Here is a 20,879-nt window from a genome sequence, read left to right as displayed (position 1 = left end):
CGTTATCTGATAAGCGTGAGGGTCTTCATGTCATTGTCCGGAGCGATGAGACCTGCGGCGGCGTAAGTCGCGGCAATGGATTCCAGCACCGAGATATCGGTGTCGTCGGCCGGTCTAATGGTGAAGTTCCGGTGCTTGAGAACTTCGGCGACGATGTCGAGCGGCATGTTCTGCCAACGTGCTGAGAGGATGCGTGCACCTTCCTCCTGATTGGCGTTGAGCCAGGAGGCTGTTTCGGTCAGGACCGAGCGGATGATAGCGACTGTCCGAGGGTTATCGCGAACAAAGGTGCGATCGGCCATGTAATAGCGGTTGTAATGCATGCCGACCGCCGCGCCGTCTTCCAACACAGAGGCTTCGGGAAGGGCGCGTCCGAATGTAAAGAAGGGATCGAATGTCGCCCAAACATCAATCGATCCGGTACGGAAGGCTTGAAGGCTACCGGCTTCGGGGAGGTAAACCGGACGGATATCCGATAGCATCATCCCAGCCTGTTGTAGCGAAACAAGAAGAAGGTTGAAGGAGCTTCCCGATTTTGCCACGGCGACGGACCGACCACGCAGCGCGGCGATGGAATCAATGTTCCTGTCCTTGCGCGTCAGCAACCCCAAAGCATGGGGGCTTGGCCCTTCCGCGGCGTAGAGTGCCAGGTCCGGAAAGAACGGATGGATGGACACCGGCACGGCTTCGGCGATATCGCTGAGAAAATCGACCTGGCCCATCTGGGCCGGGGAATGCCCCAGAGTGCTCCATTCGGCTGCGTATCCGGCCTCCGCCAGCGGTTGCTCGAATAGCTTTCGCTCCCTGGCGATTTCAAAGAGGATCGAGGATTCCTGGGAGCTGATGCGTAGTCGATGCGATGGTTCCGCCTGAGCCGGCTGCGTTGCGCCGCTAATAAGGGCCGCAATACTTCCGGCAAGGATACGGCGCCGGCTAGGGCAGAGTAGGGCAGTTTTCTTTGACATGCGTCTGGCTCCTGAAGCGTGCCCAGAGATCATAAGGAAAATCCGATCCGGCCATAATAATAGGAACCTGAAATCGGGATGCCCGAAGACGAGGTGTCATAGATCGAATTCCCGTTGTACCGCAGGATAAGGGGCAGCTTTCGTGGGCGCACGTTAAACAGATTGTTGATACCAAGGGTGACATGCAGGCGGTGGGACAGGAAATGCCGTGTCACCTCCAGATCGGTCATCCAGCGTGGCTTGTTCTCGAACTCGGCAAAGTGCTCGATCGAATACCGAATATCGGCGGGAGCCGCGATCTGGTAGGTCATATTTCCCGTGGTCTGGCCATAACGGGTCTGCCGCACATTCACATCCCATTCGCCGACCGTCCAGCGAGCGTTCAGGATGATCTTGCTGCGTGGAACCGAGGTGGTCAGCCAGCCGATGGCTTGGGCATTGAGCAGAGGCTGGTTGTTCGTGTCGTTCGACAAATGATGCAGGCGGGTGCGGTTGAGATCGATACCGGCGGACCAGTCGACCTTGCCGAAACGCCCGAAGCGCGTCACGTAGTCGATATTAATGTCGACGCCCTGTGTGCGGGTGCTGGCACCATTCGAAAAATAATTCGCGCTGACATTGCGAGGATCGAGACCCGGTGGAAGGTCGATGCCGGTGAGGGCGATTGCCTGTTCGGCGACGGTTCCGCTGTAGTTGCCGCCCCCCACGATGCGATCACGAATGTTAATCTGGTAGGCATCCGCCGTCACATGCAGGCCGGGCAGCGGCTCAAAGACGATGCCGCCGCTGACATTGGTGGAGCGTTCAGGCTTAAGCGGACTGGCCCCGAGCAGGCGAGCTGCATCAGATGCGACGGCTAGGCTGCCGGCGGCCCCTGTCGGCGTAACGCTCAGACTGCTGAAATGCTGCTCGGCTAGAGTGGGAGCGCGAAAACCATTGCTGATCGTCGAGCGGAAGGCGATGCGTTTCGAAAGCTCGTAGCGCGCAGAGATCTTTCCGCTCTCCGAATTGCCGAAATCGGTATAATGCTCGAAGCGGCCAGCGAAATCGAGATCGAGCTTGTCAATGGGCGAGATCGCCACATCGATATAACCCGCCCAGACATCGCGGCTCCAGTTTCCCGCCGACTGGGGCGTCAGGCCCGGCGCGCCCTGGAAACCACCCATGATGTAAGTCGGTTCATTTCCCGAGACGATGTCATAAGTTTCAAGTCGGTGTTCGGCGCCGAAGGCCAGTTTTAGTGGGCGGGACAATACTTTGAAAGATCTGGAAATATCCAGATTATTCGTCCATTGCGCATTTCTGTAGCCTGAGGTGAAGCCCTTCGTTGGCGTAGAGCCATACGTGGCGTAGTAAAGAAGATTGGCCGAATTGATTGTCGAAAGCTTACTTTCGTCAGCGCCGTAGGTCGTGCTCAGATCCCAGTGAAAGCTGCCGAATAGGGTATCGCCAGTTAGGCCCAGGGTTGCTGCATAATCGTTTTCCTCGTTCACGACTGACGGATTGAAGCCGTAGGGATAAACTTGAGGTAGGACCGAAGGAAGCCGGTTGGTCATGTAGTTTTGTATATGCCGATGCATATACGTGATGTTCATGTAGCCTTTTACGTTTTCCGTTATATCGCGCCCCGCCTCAATCGCCATGGATTCTCTCGTTTCCTCGGGAAGGCCAAAATTATAGTCTTCGGGGCGGTAATGCGTGCCGGTAACGTAGTGGTCGGCGTGATAAACTTGGCCGCTTACGTGCAGATAGCCGTTGCCGGAAAAGCCGACACCGCCATCGGCACTGAGTTGGTAATCCCAGCCAGGAGACCCATAAAGATAACTAAACGGATGAGCACCCGTCTGGAACGTCGTGTTCAGTCTGCTTGGCTTTTTCTTAAGGATGATATTGACGACACCGGCAATGGCATCTGAGCCATACATGGCGGCAGCACCATCCCTTAGCACTTCGATATGGTCAATTGCTGAAACCGGGATCGTATTGAGATCGACCGGCGTCGCGCCATGTTCCGGACCGGAATAGGTAGCGACGACACCGGTGGTGTGTCGTCTCTTACCATCGACAAGCACTAGCACTTCATTCGGGCTCAGCCCGCGCATCCGAAGGCCCGCGACCACGCCAGAGCCGCCGGTGATGCTGCTGTTGATTGAGGGATCCGTGCGAACCAGTGCGTCGCTGACATTCATGGCACCAGTTCGCGCCAGTTCGGCGCCGGTGATGATGTCGATCGGGCTGGAGCTGCTGCGAGCAGTGCGATGGGCATCACGCGTGCCAGTCACGATATACTGCTCACTTGCAACTCTGGTTTGCTGACGGGTTCGCGCTGCTTCATGAACTGGTCGTTTATTGTGTAGAGAAGGAGATTTCTCGAGCTCCTTGCGATGGTGCACCCTTTCCACAGGCTGGATCGTGGCACCTGCGGCGACCTGTTGTGATGCAAAAAAGGCTGCGGTGATATAAAGAGAGTTACGAAACGCCCGCATCGTTTTTCCGGTCAAAAATGATGTTTTCGAGAGGAGGTGTTGATACGAAGGAGAACCGAAAAGGGCAAATGCCGTTTTTTAATCCTTTTAATGAGTGACAATCATTGATCCAAACCCGTATGCGCGAAATGGCGCAAAGGGGGCTACGAGTTCCGGTCTGGGAGCCTATCGGGCAGGAGAAGGGTGGAGAGAAATCGGCCCAGGAGCAATTGTTCGCCCGAAGCAGAATTAATTCTGCGGGAATAAGCTGAACTTCTGGCAGAGGATCTGTTCGGGACACTGTGCAAAACGCCTGCAAATGCTGATAAGGGTGTTTCAGTCAATACCGAGGATTTCTATCCTTTACGGGAAGAGCAGACGCATATTTCACCTCAATCTTAGCTTTTGATATTTGAATAGCCTCTAGTTTTCTAGAGTGTGTCGTCAGTTATCGGATGGACGAGACTGATTTTGTACATTGACGTGTTTTGTAATGTTTTTTCCCTATTTTTTGGAAATATATTAGATGCGGCGGTATGGTATAAGCCGACGATCAATGGGAACGGATCTAGGGGGGCTCCTGGGTCGCGAAGGTGATGTCGATGGCATGGCCGCCGATAACCGTCTGTTTATGAAAGCCGAGTGGGATCGTTATCCCACTGGGATTCCCTGGCATGATATTTCCACCCGGTTTTGGGGACCGGAAGAGCGTTTACTGGTGATTACGTCGCTGATGCGAAAGCGGTGTGATCGAGCGGGTTTTCCGCCATTCGGTTGCCGATTACGACAAGCCAAAATCAACTTTCCTCATAGCAGTGTCACTCGTCTCCCCCATCATCGGAATTAACTGACGATACGTTCCAGAGCTCCCTAATCAACGTGGAGCAAACTACTAGCGACAAAGATAGGAAAAATATTTTGTGATGTAAGTATAATCTGGAGGTTTCTTCAGTCTAGGAGGAGTGTAAAGTTATTTAGCTTTTGGCAAGAGCCAACTGTTCTTATGCCAAAATATCCAGCTGGAGCGGGCGTTGATGTTTGAGAGAAAACGGTTTTGCCATCAATCAGGAAGGTCGTGGTCTCTTTGCTGACTGTGAGTGTAATGTGGTAGGTATGACCCGCCTGCAGCAGATCTTTTTCCTGGGTGCTTTCCTGTAAAAGCTGGCGCTTGCCTGAACCGTCATACCAACGAAAGCGGGTTGTCGTGTTCGTGTTACCCCCAATACCGGCGTAAAGCAGTATCAGGTTATTGTAGGAGGCAAGTGCGCCGTCGCGTATATGAGGTAAAGCGTTGTTCTGCTCATGCGCTGCCCAGAAAAAATTCATGTCCGATAGGCGGCATGATGGAGACGAGGTAAGGATGGTCCTCTCAAACGACAGGGTATAACTGCCAGAAAGCGGGCGGAGCAGCCAGATCGTCATGCCCTTCCGTGCCTGTAAATACAGGCTGCCATCAGGCTCCTGCCGGGTGATGGAAGGGGGGGAGGAAGGTTCGCTTTCCACTCGCCAGTTCTCCTCTGCCCAGTGCAGTAGTGGCAGTTCTCCGGCTAGGGCATTCTGGCTCAGAGCGCCAGAAGCCAGTAATCCCCAAAGTAGGCGTCGGCTCTTCATAGCATGCCCTCACGATCATTGGAGAGGAGTGCCAGACGGCTCATGGTAATTCTAAGAAGACCTCGGTTGGAGCAGGCTATGTGACGAGGTGCGCCGAAACCTTGGGGATTTATCATGCTGTTATTGATGCCTGTGAGAGGGGTAATTAACACCATTCCTATGCGAGCGTTTAATGCTAAAAATGAACGCCCACAGAGCCGCCAATAATACGCGGAGTTCCCATCCATCCGAAAACAGAGCCATAATCGCCTTCACGGAGACTCATATAGTAAGTTTTATCCAAAACATTATTGACCCAGATAGATGTATCCAGAGATGTTCCGTGGATTTTCAACTTGTAGCCTAATGAAAAATTCAGGAGGCCATAGGCCGGGATTTTAGCTGATAGGGAATTATCAACTGTTGCAAAAGTAGCTGTGCGATAGGAATAGCGGACAGTCGCATAAAGGGAAGATTTGTCGTCCAGACTATGCTCATAACGCCCCATAACGCTCAAGGAGACCTTTGGTGCGCGGAAGACCGGGCGCCCGTTCAGGTTACAGGAAGACGGGGGGTGACTTTGTAAAGAGATTTCCGGTGCGCACCGGGCGCTGTCGTAACTGAGGTATTTTGTATCATTATACAAAACATTCGGGGTGATATTCAGATTTTTTATGGGGTGCCAGTTCATGGTGTATTCAACCCCACGAGACCTATAGTTGCCTGCATTGGTTAAGTAAGTCTGTTGAGAGTCCGTATCATAGCCTTGCGTCTGAAAATTTTTGACCAGTGCATTAAAGTAATCAATCTTGAAATCGAGATTTGCTATAGGGATATCTTTATGCAAGCCAACCTCGATGCTCTCTGTCGTTTCTGGTTTGATATAAAGGCTATCGAATCCGGCTTTGCTAGCAGAACCCGAAGATATATTTATGGCGCCTGCTTTTTTGCCATAAGACAGTGCAACATAAAATTTTGTCAGGATATCCAGATCGTAATCAATATTTACCATTGCTGAAGGTAAAGCGGTCGTTTTGCTTAATATGCCTGAGTAAAATGGATTTCTGTTCAATCGTCTGAATGTTCCACTTTTATCATCAATTCCTTCTCTGAAACCAAATTTAATTGTGAGCTTCTTCAAGGGATGTGCTGTTGCCTGTGCATAGAGAGAATAGTAATCATCTCTTAAAGAGCCATAACGATAGACGGTCAAATCATTGTAACTGGCGCTTTTATACCAGGCTCCGGAAACGCCATCACTATATTGAGTAATTGCATTGGTATTAAGGCTCTCACCAGAATAGGCAAAACCTGTTGCAAAATTAATGGTTTTCCAGTGAGGGGAATCAAAGCGAATATTTTCGTACCATGTTCTATCTCTGACATTCGTGCCAGAATTGTAATAGGCATTAATACTGTATGGGTCAGACATAACAGGGTTCGTATAGAAGTAGCGGAACGAACTGATAGACGAGAGTTTCCAGCCTCCACCAAATCTCCAGCTTATTTGAGGAGAGACACCCAGTTGCTGAGTTGTATCATAATTCTGGTAATCAATGTCAGTCGCACGGCCCGTTATAATATGGTTTCCCAAAGCAGCAGACCTATTTTCAAACTGATTGACGCCTTCCACAGTAATGCTTTTGTATAGAACTGGTGTTGGTGTCTCGCGTTCAGCGCTATAATCTGCAATCAGACGGAAATTAAGATTTTCAGTGGGTGTGTAGTAAAGCTGAGTGCGAACGCTGTCCCCATGGTAGCCATTAACGTTGTTTCCATAACGGACATTTTTTATGTAACCGCCTTGCGCTGTGTGGTTATAGCTAATGCTGCTGTAAAGATTATTCAGTATTTTCCCAGAGACCAGCGCAGATGCTCGCATGTATCCATAACTGCCGTAAGAAAAGAATGCTTCGCGGCGGGGGGTAGCGGTTGGCACTCTTGTCTTGATGTCAATAACACCAGCCGTCACGTTAGCTGGATACAAGGTGCCTTGGGTTGCGCCATTATAGACGTCAATCGAATCAAGATCGTTAAACCCATGAGCCATCATGGAAGGACGGCTCAAATACACACCATCAAGAAATAGCCCGACACTGCTCGGCATGCCAACATTGGCTTCCCCCCCTGTCTGGCCGCCTCCATCCCCCATGCCGCGAATGGAGATACTGCTATTGAAGGGGTCGGCAGCATCAACATTCAGGCTGGGGGAGAGTTGCTGGAGGTCTTCGATCGTATTGATTCGTTCACTTTCCAGCTCTTTTCCCGTGAAATGATAGGATGATGATGTCGGTTTTTGTCTGTCCGTTGTCGCTCTGTTTCCAACAACGTCTACAGACTCTCCAGCTCCACGCTTACTGCTTTGTTTGGTAAGTTTCTGGAGTTTTTTATGGCTGATCTCAGGAGAGTCTGAGGTTTGCTCCGACCAGGCATTGGTGCTCAGCAAGGTGGTCGTCAGCAAAAAGCTACTTACGAAAGCGTGTCTCGAGATACTCAACTCAACCACCGATTAAAAATGTGGAATTAGGAAAGGCCTTATTCACACGATATTATTCGTTGGTATATTTAATAAAACGTAATATGGTGTTTTATTGATAATAATGTACTAACGAGGTTAGTGTTAATAAAAGGCCTATCCATGCTCAAACGATATTCGATTCGCGCTTTTTGCGGCGCTATGGCGTTGTGCCTGTTGCCAGATTTGTCTTTTGCCGATGCAAAATCGCCCCCAAAATCGTGGATTGATCCCGATACAGGTCATCGCGTCATTCGGGTCACGGATGAGCCGGGATCTGCAAGTCTGTATTTTAACATTCATGCTTATACACCCGACGGTAAGCAGATGATTTACACGACGGCAGACCGTGGTATCGGTGTAATTAACCTGTCTACGTTTACGGCCAAACCTTTGGTCAAAGGCCCAGTTGGAGGTGGGCCTGGAGCCGTTGTAGTAGGACACAAAACGGCAACAGTTTATTATTTCAAAGGGCTAAAAGGTGACTCACACTATGGCTCTCTCTGGGCTGCCAACATCGAGACGGGTGAGCAGAGAAAAATAGCTGATCTACCACGGCGTGCAGGCATTTTTTCCATTAATGCAGATGAAACGCTGGGCGCAGGGAGCTACATTGTTGGAGACGGCGAAGATTATAATGGACGCCAGGCAGGGCAGGTGGCACCGCACCCAACAGCAGAAGAGCCTTTAGACAAAAAGACCAAGATGAGCAGACGTCTGGCTGCAAGGCTACCGATGGTTATCTTTACCGTAGATTTACATACAGGTCAGATCAAACCAGTATTTGCCAGCACGGACTGGATTGACCATTTACAGTTTTCACCCACCGATCCGACATTGCTCATGTATGCTCATCAAGGGGAGTGGCAACAGGTAGAAAAACTGTGGACCATTCGCACCGATGGTTCAGAAAATAAACATATCGATCCACGCATCATGAAGATGGAAGGCAGTGGCCACCAGTGGTGGGACCATGACGGAAAAAACATATGGTATGATCTTCATATACCTTTAGGGATGATCTCATTCGTTGCAAGCTATAACGTCGAAAATGGAGATAGAACGTGGTTCCATTACGCTCCGGAAGAATCCTCTATCCATTTTAACAGGTCAGTTGACGGGAGCCTGTTTGCGGGCGACGGCAGCGATGCACCGGGAGCCAGGTGGCTCTATTTGTTTCATCCGGAACTGGTAAAGGATGATCGCAGTTTAGGTGAACATCTCATTCAGCCAGGCAAGTTCAGGGCTGAGCGATTGGTCAATATGTCCAAACATAATTATCATTTGGAGCCGAACGTTAATTTTACGCCGGATGGAAAGTACGTGATTTTCCGTTCAAATATGTTTGGCCCGACGTATGTCTTTGCTGTTGAGGTAAGCAAGTAACGTCACGGGGAAAAATGTTGTTGCGTGGGGGGTATCGGATCGACATAATCCCCCTCATTTCTTTTCAGAGGTAAATGATTGGCTCTTCAGCAGTTGTTGATCCGTTTTGTCGGTATCAGGGGGAGGGGTAATACAAGAGACAGCCTGCCTAATTCGTCTCTAATAACCTAAGAAGTTTTTAGAAATAATCCATGAAAATTAAGGTTCCAAACTAGCCGTTAAAATTTGATTTGAACCATGGAGAGAACGGCATGGAAATTTTCTGGAATGCGGCCCCCTTTGATCGTGCCATATTCATATTGCAAAGCAATTTTTAAAATATCCATGGGCCACCAGTTCAAATTGGCAGACCATGCTTTCTGCTGCCCTCCATCAACGGAAGCGGACCTCAGATTGGCTTCTGAATATCGTGCTGAGCCCTCAATAAGTCCTACCCCATTACAAAGGTAATTTTGATTTTTTGCGCATGTCGGGGAAGAAAAAGCGGCCGTTCTGGATTTCCAGCTCCGCGGCTTTCCGACCAGTGTGTAACTGGCCTGAGCATACCAGCCTGAAAAATGCAGCTTTTGCGTTGTGTTTTCTACAGCTTTATTCGCAATAATTTCATAAGCCTCCCCCTGGAACAGTAGCCCTTTCCAGGCCGCTGCCGCTTCCAGCCCAAAAGCCCCAACGCTCCTGAGGTCTATTTTTCCTGTATTCAGATATTTGGATGTCAGGCCAATATTCATTTCTGGGTAATCGGAAAATGTGGCCGCAGGTCCCTCTCCGCGACCATGAGCGACTTTGAAGACCCACTCTCCTGAAAACCCGACATGGAAAAACAGATCCTGCGTGCGGATGGGTACACCTACCAGCCGGAAAACAAGGGCCCGCTGGTTACCGTTTTCTCCCGGACCGGCGGTTCCGGCGGTGCCGGAGATCGCCAAATGGTATCGTTTGCCATGTACTTCTATTTGAACAGCCTGCCGCTCAATGCCAGCCGCAATATTGCGGGTAATGGTGGAAATGCTGGAACGTTCGATAAAAGCCGTGTCCCCTTGAGCCTGCATGGATTCAAGCCCAAAACTCGGTTTGAAAATACCTGCTGTGAACACAAAGGGTTTCAGTCCAATATAGCTGATCTGACCTTCAAAAAGACGCATCTGTCCACCGGGGGCCGGGCCGAAATCCCAGATGCCGCCGAGTTCAACCTGATCGTGAATGGTAATGCGCGCGCCATTCCGAATGCGCCCGCCTCGTGCTCCAACGCCCGGTGCGGGCTGGCTGGTTTTGGGGAAGCCTCCTATATCCAACTGATCAGTCGCATAGGGTTTGATAGTGATGCCGTCGAACTTGAAAGTTGGGATCGTGCCCGCAAACGCCGCTGGTGTGTGGATCAGTGATACACCCACACAGGCGACGGAGAAGCGCAGAGCGTAGCGCCGCAAAGCACTCATTCTGCGAGGTGACGCTTTAAAAAACAGAGGCAGTTTTTCAGAAATCATAATCAAAATGCAGCAACACAACCATCGCTTCTGGGGTCTGCGGCTCCTTCTATCATACCGTTACTGTGGCGGACGAGGGCACCCGCATGACCCATCATGGAGGAAAAGGGCGAGACAAGTTCTACATCATGCCCTGCCTGCTTCAATTGCTGGATGAGGAGCTCGGAAAAATTACACTCCATTTTGAGAGAGACACTTTCTGCTCCCCATGTTCGGCCCAGCAGCCACCGCGGTGCCGTGACAGCCTGCTGGAGTGGAATACCATAGCGAGCATACCGTGTAAAAATGGCGGCCTGTGTTTGTGGTTGTCCTTCTCCTCCCATCGTGCCGTAAACCATGGCCCGGCCATCATCAAAGCGGGCCATGGCGGGGTTGAGGGTATGGAATGGTTTCCGTCCGGGTTTAAGCGTATTCCAGCCTTCTTCTGCCAGACGGAAGGACGAGCCGCGATTTTGCCAGATAAGTCCTGTTTCTGGCAGGAACACGCCAGAGCCAAATTCAAAATACAGGCTCTGTATCATACTGACAGCAACGCCATTTGAATCAATGGCCCCCATCCATGTGGTGTCTCCTTGCTGGGAGGGCGCAGGCCAGGGCATGGCGCGTTTCATATCGATACTGCTTGCAAGGTTTTTCATCTGCGCTGCATCATTCAGGAAGCTCTGTGCACACGCCGTCATGAAGGCAGGATCCCCGACATGCGCATTGCGGAAGAGGAAAGCCTTTTTGGTGGCTTCCAGCAGTCCATGGATATGGGCAAAACTTTCTGCGTCGGGTGCATGAAGCTGGTCGAACAGTTTGAGAATGGCGAGTGAAGCAACGCCTTGTGTGGGGGGCGGCGTATTGTAGAGTTTTGCTCCGTGAATGTGGGCTTGCAACGGCGCGGTAAGTATCGCTCTGTGGCTTGTAAAATCTTCAATGCTCAGGGGACTTCCTGCCTGCTGGAGGTCATGAGCCAAGGCTTGCGCGATGCGGCCGGTATAAAAACTGTCCAGCCCATCCGCCGCCAGATGCTGTAAAGTCCGTGCTAATGCCGGGTTTCGGCGGATTTCTCCCTGGCGCACCAGTGCGTCTCCCCCAGCATAAGCGGATATGAAAGCCTGATTGTGAGCCAGTTCGGCTTTCTTTGTGTGGAGAAGTGCGGCTTCACTATCTGAAACAGCATAACCTGCCTCAGCGTAGTAAATGGCGTCCTTTAGCAACTCTGATAGAGAAAGACCGGGCTTTATTGCCGCGCTCTGGCGTAGGGCTTCCTGCCAGCCTGAAACCGCGCCTGCCATACTGTTGGCGGCAAGGCCTCCACGCCATGGAATTTCAGTATGACCAGCGTCCTGATAGAGAGCGAGGTTGGCCTTGGCAGCAGCAGCGCCACAGGCATCAATAACGCAGGTGCGGCCATCTGGATAAGAAACGAGCCAGAAAGCATCCCCGCCAAGTCCTGTCATATGCGGATAAACGGCAGAAAGAGTCGCCGCTGTGGCAACTATGGCTTCCAGCGCTGTGCCGCCTTTTTTCAGAATATCAAGCCCGGCCTGACTTGCGAGATGATGCGGCGAGGTCACCATTCCCCGCGTAGCATGAAATGTATGCAGCATTAGACGTCCGAAGAATGTTTGGTGTGATAATGGCGCGCAATGAGTGTGCAGAGAAAAAGCTGGATCTGATGATACAGGATCAGCGGCAGGATAATGAAACCTGCGATAGAGGCCGGAAAGAGGACGTTTGCCATAGGCACGCCCGAAGCAAGTGATTTTTTGGATCCGCACAGAATGAGGGAGACTTCATCGCGAGAAGGAAAACCGCAGGCTTTTCCGAGCAGCAGTGTGATCAGCAACACAAGCAGCAGCAGCCCGACATCTATGGCCACCAGAGAGAGAATGCTCTGCAAGTCCAGCTTGGACCAGATGCCCTCCACAACGGCATGACTGAACGCTGTATATACGACAAGCAGGATAGAAGAGCGGTCTGTTATGGAAATGATCTTTTTGTTGCGGTGTACCCATTTGTGCAAAACGGACTGAAAGAGCTGGCCAGCCACAAAGGGAAGCAGAAGCTGCACTGCAATATCTGTGATGGCCTGGGCAGACCATACACCCTGCGTGTGTAGAACCACTGAAACGAGAACCGGTGTGATGAAGATGCCTGCAATATTGGAGAGCGTTGCTGCGCAGATGGAGGCCGCCACATTCCCGTTGGCGAGGGACGTCAGGGCAATAGAGGACTGAACCGTAGAGGGCAGGCAGCACAAAAACAGCACGCCCAGCCATGTATTGCTGTCCAGCAGGCCCGGCGCCAGAGCATGGAGCGAAACCCCGAGGAGGGGAAAAAGCAGGAAAGTGCATGCCAGTACTAGCCCCTGCAATTTCCAGTTCCGCATATTTTCCAGAATGGCGCGCCGCTCAAGTTTGATACCCTGCATAAAGAACATGACCATGATGCAGGCATCGGTCACATATTCCAGAATGAGAGTAGCGTTTCCTTTGCACGGAAGAACTGTCGCCAGAAGGACGGCACAAATAAGAGCTGTCAGAAAAGGGTCGATTTTACGCATCAGGACGCACGCTGCATAAAACGGCGGCGCATGGGGCGCAGAACGGCAAGAGCCAGAACGGCTGTCAGCAGATCGCCTCCAATGGCCAGTGCGAAGACCGGATGCCAGTTGCCACTGGCCTGATGCAGCCACGCTGCCAGTGGGCCTCCAAAGACTGCCCCCACGCCCTGTGCCATGTAGAGCAGTCCGTAATTGCGGGAGGCATCACGTGTGCCGAACGTATCGGTGAGTGTGGCAGGGAAAAGCGAGAAAATTTCACCCCAGCCGAGGAAGACGATGCCGGAAAGCAGCACAAAAGCGACAGGGTGATTGGCCAGAGCGAGCCAGCATGTCAGGGCAATTGCCTCAAGAGAGAAAGCGAAAGCCATAGTCTGCTCCCGCCCCAGATGGTCGGAAACCCAGCCAAACAACGGGCGTGTGACGCCATTGGCAATGCGGTCGAGCGTCATAGCCAGCGGGAGAGCGGCCATTCCCAGAATAGTAAGGTGTGCTACGCCAAAATCTGTCGCAATCTGGGCGAGCTGAGAGGTAACCATCAGGCCTGATGTGGCCATGGTCGCCATCATAAAAAACATCAGCCAGAAGAGTGGGGTCTTTACGACGTAAGCGGTCAGATATCCCGTGCTTGCAGAAGAAGTGTCGGTGGAGGCGGCGCTTTCCGGTGTTTTCAGGAAGCAGGCTGCGACAACGCCTACAACGGCCATGATGATGCCAAACACCGTCATGGTGTTCCGCCAGTCAGACGCAGCCAGAAGATGAGAGATGGGGAATGTGGTAAGCATGGCCCCCATGCCATAACCTGCGGCAGCAGCCCCGGCTGCCATGCCCCGGTTTTTAGGAAACCACTGCATGAGGAGCGAAACGACACCTACATAAACAATACCGGTGCCAATGCCGCCTAGTCCACCATAGGTCAGGTAAAGCATGGTGAGAGAATGGACCTGCGCTGAGGCAACCCAGCTGAAGCCAGTCAGAACAATGCCCGCAATAATCAGGTTACGCGGCAGGACATGACGCGCAATCCAGCCCTGGATGGGCGAGAACAGGGTTTGCAGCACAATCAGCAGGGAGAAGGTAACCTGCAAGGCTGCGGCACTGGCGCTAAAATCTGTTTTCAGAACGGGCGTAAACAGGGTCCATACATATTGCGGGGAGGAAATGGCCCCCATGCAGACCAGACCGGCTATCATCTGCCGCCATTTTGCTGCGATCATCTTCTGTATCCTTTTTGGAAATTGCTGCGTAGCTCGGTCATTACGGGCTAGTTACGTGTGCGATGCAGGGTGGGGAGGCCAAAAGCTGGACTGAACTGGACGTTGATCATGATGCCGGCCTGTACTGCGGTGTTCAGGTTGGGAAGAATGGTCTTGCGTCCCAACTGGTCCGGGTTCCAGATATATTCAAAATAGGGTGTGCACATAACGCCAGGGGCAATGTTCAGGCCATAGTTTACTTCCACCATGGTTTCCTGTTTTGCCCATTTGGCATGGTGACCATGCGCGGTGAGTGTATCGTTCATGCCTTCAACAAATCTATGGTCCCAGATAAAGCTTTGACCAACCAGACCAAAATAATCACGAGGACGGCTGGCAAAGGGACCCCAGTCAAACAGACCAGCGACGAAACCATCTTTGATGGCGGCGTTCCCTGATGTCATGAGGTTAGCCGCGCCAAAAAGGATCAGACCTCTGGTTCCATGTTCATCTGGCTTCCAGATCATCTGCTGCGCCTGAAGGTAGAGCTGTGTACGGCCACGGCGGTTCATGGCCGTTCCTCCATACAGAGGGCGAGACTGGCCATGGTTGTTGTAGAGCGGGTCAGAATAGCTGGCGGTATCGTAAACAAACCCGAGATCATAAGCGCGGGGATAGAGGTCATTGGTGAAGTTTGTGCGGTAGCCTGCCTCAGTCGGGATGTATTCGCCTTCGGCTTTATCAAAACCCCAGTCCGGGCCGGGCCAGCTATTATGGTTGCTGGCTTTTAACCAAGGCTCGGCTTCCCAGATCCCTGTCTTAATGTAAGTTTTTTCTGTGGGTTTATAGAGGAAACGTGTGCCCCATGAGGACGTGACAAAGGACGGCATGGAGCCGTTGACTGTGAGGGTAGTTGGCACAGAACAAAGGAAAGACGGGAACATGCAGTAGAGTTCAGACCCGTCAAACTCGCCGCCTTTGGGCATGGAACGGCCTGCCAGAATAAAAAGGCGGTTGTTAAAAAGAGCCTGATCCCACGTAAATTCTCTGACCTGAAAACCATTGTGGTTTCCATAATAGGAAACAAACCCCCAACTGGAACCGGTCGCTCCGCCTGCGCGTCCCTGACCGGCAACATCATCTGCCAGAAAATGGATTTTTGCACCCGGGATATGCGCAATGCGCTGCATATCCAGATCCAGCCCAATCCCTGCAAAATTATTGAAGAAGGAACCATGTTTTATGCCGCCGGCAGGAACACCAGAATATTCGGAAACATTCCAGCCGGTAATGTAGATACCATTTTTAGAGAGGTATTTCCCAGCAGACATAACAGGTTGTGTATGCATGGAAAAAAGATAGGGCTGGGGAGCAGTCGAATGTGCACTATTGGCGGAGGGAGTGGATGGAACACCTCCCGGGGTGTTGATGGACGGAACATACGCGGGCACGGAAGGATCCGTCATGCTGCGTGCCTGTCCATTATCCGAATTTTTCCCGTGCACCACGACGTTAGGGGCTGTTGTGGTGTCACCCTCAGCGAGGGACGCAGAAGCGGGGCGGGGCATCTGAAGAACAGCACCAACGAGGAGCAAGCCAAAACAAAGTGGGCTGGGAATTTTCTTGAACAAGATCATGGCGGGCCTGTTTTTATGTGCTGACTTCAGCCTGGAAAGGCATCTTTTGTTGCCTGGATCAGCATATTTTCAAGGGAACTGAACTCTTGTTTGTTGTTCAGTGCGACAAAACCAACAGGCAATGCTTCGGGTAAGTCTGGGATAACGATAGGAGAGGCAAGGGCGCTCCGCTGGAGAAAGCCGGGTTGCAGCGTGCAGCCGTAGCCTGCTTTTACTGCTCCAAGCAGAGCGCTGAGGCTGTCGCTACAAAATGCAATATGCCAACGGATTTTGTGTCGATTAAGGGTTTCGAGTGCTATGCGGCGGGTAACACTTCCTTCTGGAAAAACCACAAGAGGTATGGACTTTTCCTTATCGAGAATTTCTTCAGGGTGCATGTACCATTTCAGAGTTTCTTGCCAGAGTAAGGTGCCATGCGTTTCGTGAGGAGCCTGCATGCCAAACATGAGGTCAATATCCCCGGTTCCAAGTCGGTCGCGTAATTGGTGGCTTAATCCTGTGATAAGACTGACCTGAGTTTTGTTGTTCTGTTTTCTAAAATTTCTAAGTAATAAAGGAAGGTCTGAAAGAATAAGATCTTCTGTTAACCCCAGTCTTATTTGAGTCTGTGTTTCGAGTTTTTCTGAGAGTTGAAAAATTCTGTCATGAGATTGAAGGGCGTCTTGTGCCAGACGGATAAGAGTATGCCCCGAACTGGTGAGTTCGACCACTTTCGTTGAGCGCGAAAGAAGGGAAATGCCGAGCGCTTCTTCCAGGCGGCTGATGTGCAGGCTTATGGTCGATTGACTAACGCCCCGGCGATGAGCCGCAGATGTAAAGTGGAGCGTCTCTGCGACAGCCAGGAAAGACCGAAGGTGTTGCAGATCTAGATTAGATTTATCGAGCATATAGATAAACACCAAAACGGAATCGCTATATCCGATTGATGCGATATGGATATGAAATCGTCAAGGAAAACGATGCGATAAAGAAATGGGAGCAGTGTAAAAAATACTTAATGTTTGTTCGTGTTATGACAAGAAAATGGGAATTTATATTGCTGTGATTTTATTCTGTCTGCGAAAGATGAGTTTATTATTTGGTATACAAGACTGAAAGCTAATCGGTCCAGATTGGGCGTGTCGTGCGTTGGACTTGTGCCGGCGGGTGCTACCAAGCCGCTCGGGATGTCCGGGCTTGGTAGCAGCGTACCGCAGTCTGCGGGATCTGATACAGTTTCCCAATTGGTCATGCATGCCGATACCCATAGATGAAGGCAAACTTCGTGTTTTTAGCGCACGGACAACGGTGGGCTTTTTTAGAATTTTCCTCTCATCCCTGATAATCCCCTTTCCCAGACGAAGGCGTTTATTCTCGCGGTCCAGGTCATCCTAACGCCCTGCTGCCGATTGAAGAACGAGACCCCGCTACCTCAAGTTATGCATATGATGAATGGAATATACCGAATTAGCATTGGCTGCCTTATGCACGACACTGTATCCATATCGAAACGAGATAGAGGGCGACGCCCGTTCCAAAAGGCAGTTTAGAAATCCACTTCATTTGTCTTTTGTATTTCGAAAATTATGTAATCTCTGGAAAGGGATAAAAAGTGAAGGTCGTCTTCCTCAATGGTCGTTTCATCAATGAGGATGAAGCAATGATCTCGCCTTTCGACCGGGGGTTTACCTTCGGAGAAGGCATTTATGAAGTTTGCATTTCAGTCGATGGAAAAATTGTCGATCTGGAAGATCATCTTGCGCGGCTGGACCACTCTCTGGAAGCCGCCGGTATTAACCCACCTCCTGAGAGGAGCATGCTGTCTGGTCTGATGCATGATATTCTCGCCAGAAACAGCATCGAAAATGGGTTCGTCTATATTCAGGTAACGCCGGGGAAAACTCCCCGCAATTTTGTTGCTTTGCCAGCAGAGCGGTCCACGCTTCTCATAAGCACTGGGCCAGCGCAGCTTGAGGGCAGCAAAGCCTTCAAAAACGGTATGCGCGTTCAGGTGTTGCCGGATATTCGCTGGAAACGACGCGATATCAAGACGACGATGCTCATGCCGCAGGTTATGGCCAAGCGTGCCGCGCTAAATGCTGGTTTTGACGATGTAATATTTTACGATGACCTGGGAATTACAGAAGGTAGTTCCTCGAATGTTTTCATGGTGACAGCTGACGGCGCACTCGTTACGCGACCTGTGTCGCATCAGATACTGTCTGGATGCACGCGTAATACATTGATCGAACTTGCCATACTGAACGGCATGACGGTGATAGAGCGCCCGATCTCCCATGACGATCTGTCAAACGCGAAAGAAATATTTCTCACGAGTTCGACCTACCTCGTCGTTCCTGTTGTGGAATTGGAGTTTGGGGAGAAAGCAATCACTTATTCCTGCAATGAAACAAAAAAACTTCAGGGTATTTATATCAAATATCTTCATTGATTTTTTCAATTTCAAAAAATTAACGCCGTTTTGTCATCAATGCCTAATACTGAGCGACGGAGTGAGGGTATGAGAAAGAATAGAACGGTTATCTGCACCGCCATTGTTTCATTCCAGATCGGACTGGGGGGAGTGAATGCTTATGCTGCGGTGCAGGATGACGAGAATGCGGACAAAACAAAAGACCGCGGATCGTCTCTGGTGAGAACAGGGGCGAAAACTGCCCCCTCAGGTACTGTGCATCAGGCCCGCAGACGGGCGGCGAGCCTTTCCTCTAAGGAGGTTCTCGCCAGTTCTTCGGAAACGATGATCATCACGGGGACACATGCTTTCAATCGGCGTGCGCGTGATTCCACTGCTCCGATTTCTATCCTTACCGGTGCGCAACTGCGGCAGACCGGCCAGATGAATGTCGCTGACGCCATCACACGTCTCGATCCGTCGATCACTATGCAGGCGGTCGGCGGTGATGCCGGGGCACTCACGTCCTCCATTCGGATGCGGGGATTGAATCCGAACGAAGTTCTTGTTCTGGTTGACGGAAAAAGGCGGCATACCACCGCTAATATTTATGCTGATAATGGTCCGCAGCAAGGTGGGACGCCGGTCGATCTGAATATGATCCCGGCCAACGCTATCGATCATATCGAAATTTTGCGTGATGGTGCGGCCGCCATGTACGGATCTGACGCGATTGCGGGGGTGGTTAACATCATCCTCAAGAAGACTGATCATGGACTACATATCAGCGCTCAGACGGGTGCAAATGCCTATGTGGGTAATGGCTGGAATTATCAGGTCAATGCGGATGGTGGGTTGAAATTCGGTGATGATGGCTATGTCCATATTAGCGGCTCAATGTACCATACCGATCATATGTATCCGCGCACGGTGGATTTTCGCTCGCAGCCGAACCGGCTCGGTTATGCCGGATATAGTTTTCCGTCCAATTCCAACAAGGTCATCAGCACCCCGGAAGAGACGCGTGAGAACCTGAGTATCAAGTTCGGTAAAACCCTGTTTAGTGGCGTTAAGGGGTACGGTCTGATTACCTATGCGCATAGGCACGCTGAAACGTACGAGAATTTCCGGCTGCCAAGCGTGCTTCCCGCAGTGAAGCCCAACGGCTTTACGCCGATCGAGACCATGAACGAGAATGATTTCTCGGGCATGCTTGGTCTGACGGGGGATAATTTTCTGGGATTTTCCTGGGATCTGAGCACGACGTATGGGGAAGATGATGATCGCGTCAACAACCGCAATACGGTCAATATCAATCTGTATAAATATACAGGCTATACGCCGACGACGGTAACGGCGCAGTCTTATTCCATGGCCCAGTGGACCAACGACCTTGGCTTTCGCCGCCGTTTCAATATCGGTCATGTCGTGCCCATGACGCTGGCATTCGGTGGTCAGCATCGTCTGGAAATGTATAATCTTTATGCGGGTGAGCCTGCGTCCTATCTGTATGGCGGTACGCAGGCATTCGGGGGCATCATTCCGGAAAATGCCGGTAAGTGGGATCGTGATATCTGGGCTGGATATCTGGATGGAGATTTCCACCCGCTCAAACACTGGGATCTCGATTTTGCGGGGCGTTTCGAGCATTACACCGATACGGGTAATACCGAGAATGGTAAGATCTCAACCCGCTATGACTTTACCAAACGGATTGCCATCCGTGGCACCATCAGTAACGGTTTCCGGGCACCCACTCTGGCCGAAGAGCATTACAGTGAGGTTAATATCGGTCCGACCAATGCAGGCGGTCTGCTGGCATCATCCAGTGACGCAGCGAAGGCGCTTGGAGCGAACCATCTGAAGCCGGAACGCTCCACCAGCGCCGAGGCGGGGATTTTGCTGGAGCCGGTGGATCGGTTCCATATCAGCGTGGATGTGTATCAGATCAATATTCGTGATCGTATTGCCGGTGGTGGCACTGTGCGGGGGCAGGCGGCGCATGACGCCATTCTCCAGACGGGTGCTTCGATCCCGCCGGGTGTGCTTCTGGACAATACAACCGCCTATTACTTCGCGAATGTCGGTTCGACACGGACGCAGGGTATTGATATTTCCGGTGATTACCTGTTCCGTTTTGAGAATTACGGCAATCTGGATCTAAGCGCGTCGCTCAACCTCAACCGGACGCGTATGAGCCATATTAATACCGACCAGCACGGCAGTCCCGTTCTGAATGCGCAGAATGTTAGTTATCTGACGACGGCTTCCCCGCGCAGTAAGATTATTCTGAATGCACGCTGGACCTTTCGGAACTGGGATATCAATCTGCGCGAGACGCGATATGGTCTGACAAGTACCCTGATGACTTATGAGGATCAGACGCCAGCCAGTTCCGTGTGCCCTCTGGACGGAGGCTCACTGCGTTATTCGGTGCACTGCTTTGGCCAATACAACAACACCCCTGTCTGGCTGACAGATCTTGAAGTGGGCTATCACATTAATTCGCGCCTTCATGTTGCTGTTGGTGCGAACAATATTTTCAATCAGCGCCCACGCAGGCTGCAAGACCAGTTCAACTATGTTGGGGCCAATATCTACGATTTCCGGAACTCGGGAATTCCTATTACGGGTGGATATTATTATGGTCGGGTGAATGTCGATCTGTAAGCCTGACGGAACGGAAGACGCCTGATATCGA

13 protein-coding genes are annotated in these 20,879 nt (G+C 51.3%); 3 read left to right on the top strand and 10 right to left on the bottom strand.

Annotated elements, in window-relative coordinates; all coding sequences use genetic code 11:
* Nucleotides 1-2: 2 nt before the first annotated feature.
* The 4 genes from AD930_RS15145 to AD930_RS15130 all read right to left on the bottom strand — a co-directional run bounded on the left by AD930_RS15145 (nucleotide 3) and on the right by AD930_RS15130 (nucleotide 7,481).
* Entirely contained in the window at nucleotides 3-965 is a 963-nt protein-coding gene (locus tag AD930_RS15145; RefSeq protein WP_061506894.1) for an ABC transporter substrate-binding protein, read from the bottom strand.
* A gap of 29 nt (nucleotides 966-994) precedes the next feature.
* Complete coding sequence (locus tag AD930_RS15140; protein ID WP_061506893.1) at nucleotides 995-3,451, bottom strand: TonB-dependent receptor plug domain-containing protein; 2,457 nt, start codon at nucleotides 3,449-3,451, stop codon at nucleotides 995-997.
* 927 nt (nucleotides 3,452-4,378) lie between these two features.
* A complete protein-coding gene (locus tag AD930_RS15135) occupies nucleotides 4,379-5,041 on the bottom strand; it encodes a LamG domain-containing protein (RefSeq protein WP_264820967.1) in 663 nt (220 codons plus the stop codon).
* A gap of 175 nt (nucleotides 5,042-5,216) precedes the next feature.
* A complete protein-coding gene (locus AD930_RS15130) occupies nucleotides 5,217-7,481 on the bottom strand; it encodes a TonB-dependent receptor (RefSeq protein ID WP_061506891.1) in 2,265 nt (754 codons plus the stop codon).
* A gap of 177 nt (nucleotides 7,482-7,658) precedes the next feature.
* On the opposite strand from AD930_RS15130, the gene AD930_RS15125 reads away from it, so the two are divergent.
* The gene (locus AD930_RS15125) at nucleotides 7,659-8,921 is read left to right on the top strand and encodes an oligogalacturonate lyase family protein (protein ID WP_061506890.1); all 1,263 of its coding nucleotides are present in this window, start codon (nucleotides 7,659-7,661) and stop codon (nucleotides 8,919-8,921) included.
* 218 nt (nucleotides 8,922-9,139) lie between these two features.
* Here AD930_RS15125 and AD930_RS15120 read toward each other — a convergent pair whose 3' ends face one another.
* From AD930_RS15120 to AD930_RS15095, 6 genes are all read right to left on the bottom strand, one after another.
* Nucleotides 9,140-10,357, bottom strand: a complete 1,218-nt coding sequence (locus tag AD930_RS15120) for an OprO/OprP family phosphate-selective porin (RefSeq protein ID WP_244150621.1) — start codon at nucleotides 10,355-10,357, stop codon at nucleotides 9,140-9,142.
* Between the two features lie 50 nt (nucleotides 10,358-10,407).
* Nucleotides 10,408-12,000: a gamma-glutamyltransferase family protein gene (locus AD930_RS15115; protein WP_061506889.1), complete on the bottom strand. Its 1,593-nt coding sequence runs from the start codon at nucleotides 11,998-12,000 to the stop codon at nucleotides 10,408-10,410.
* Nucleotides 12,000-12,956, bottom strand: a complete 957-nt coding sequence (locus tag AD930_RS15110; protein WP_061506888.1) for a bile acid:sodium symporter family protein — start codon at nucleotides 12,954-12,956, stop codon at nucleotides 12,000-12,002. The genes AD930_RS15115 and AD930_RS15110 overlap by 1 nt, the downstream gene beginning before the upstream one ends.
* Entirely contained in the window at nucleotides 12,956-14,170 is a 1,215-nt protein-coding gene (gene oxlT / locus AD930_RS15105) for an oxalate/formate MFS antiporter (protein ID WP_061506887.1), read from the bottom strand. Before oxlT ends, AD930_RS15110 begins: the two co-directional genes overlap by 1 nt.
* Nucleotides 14,171-14,217: 47 nt before the next feature.
* Nucleotides 14,218-15,615 carry a carbohydrate porin gene (locus AD930_RS15100; protein WP_244150620.1) on the bottom strand — a complete coding sequence of 466 codons (1,398 nt, stop codon included), beginning with the start codon at nucleotides 15,613-15,615 and terminating at the stop codon, nucleotides 14,218-14,220.
* A 197-nt stretch (nucleotides 15,616-15,812) separates the two neighbouring features.
* Nucleotides 15,813-16,673, bottom strand: coding sequence for a LysR family transcriptional regulator (locus tag AD930_RS15095; RefSeq protein ID WP_061506993.1), 861 nt, complete (start codon nucleotides 16,671-16,673; stop codon nucleotides 15,813-15,815).
* Between the two features lie 704 nt (nucleotides 16,674-17,377).
* Between AD930_RS15095 and AD930_RS15090 the strand changes: the two genes are divergently transcribed.
* On the top strand, nucleotides 17,378-18,217 hold the full coding sequence (locus AD930_RS15090; protein ID WP_061506886.1) for an aminotransferase class IV: 840 nt from the start codon (nucleotides 17,378-17,380) through the stop codon (nucleotides 18,215-18,217).
* A gap of 69 nt (nucleotides 18,218-18,286) precedes the next feature.
* The gene (locus AD930_RS15085) at nucleotides 18,287-20,848 is read left to right on the top strand and encodes a TonB-dependent receptor plug domain-containing protein (RefSeq protein WP_082781924.1); all 2,562 of its coding nucleotides are present in this window, start codon (nucleotides 18,287-18,289) and stop codon (nucleotides 20,846-20,848) included.
* Nucleotides 20,849-20,879 lie beyond the last annotated feature (31 nt).

This window comes from Acetobacter malorum, from assembly GCF_001580615.1.
GTDB lineage: Bacteria > Pseudomonadota > Alphaproteobacteria > Acetobacterales > Acetobacteraceae > Acetobacter > Acetobacter malorum.
This window is presented reverse-complemented; position numbering and strand designations above follow the sequence as displayed.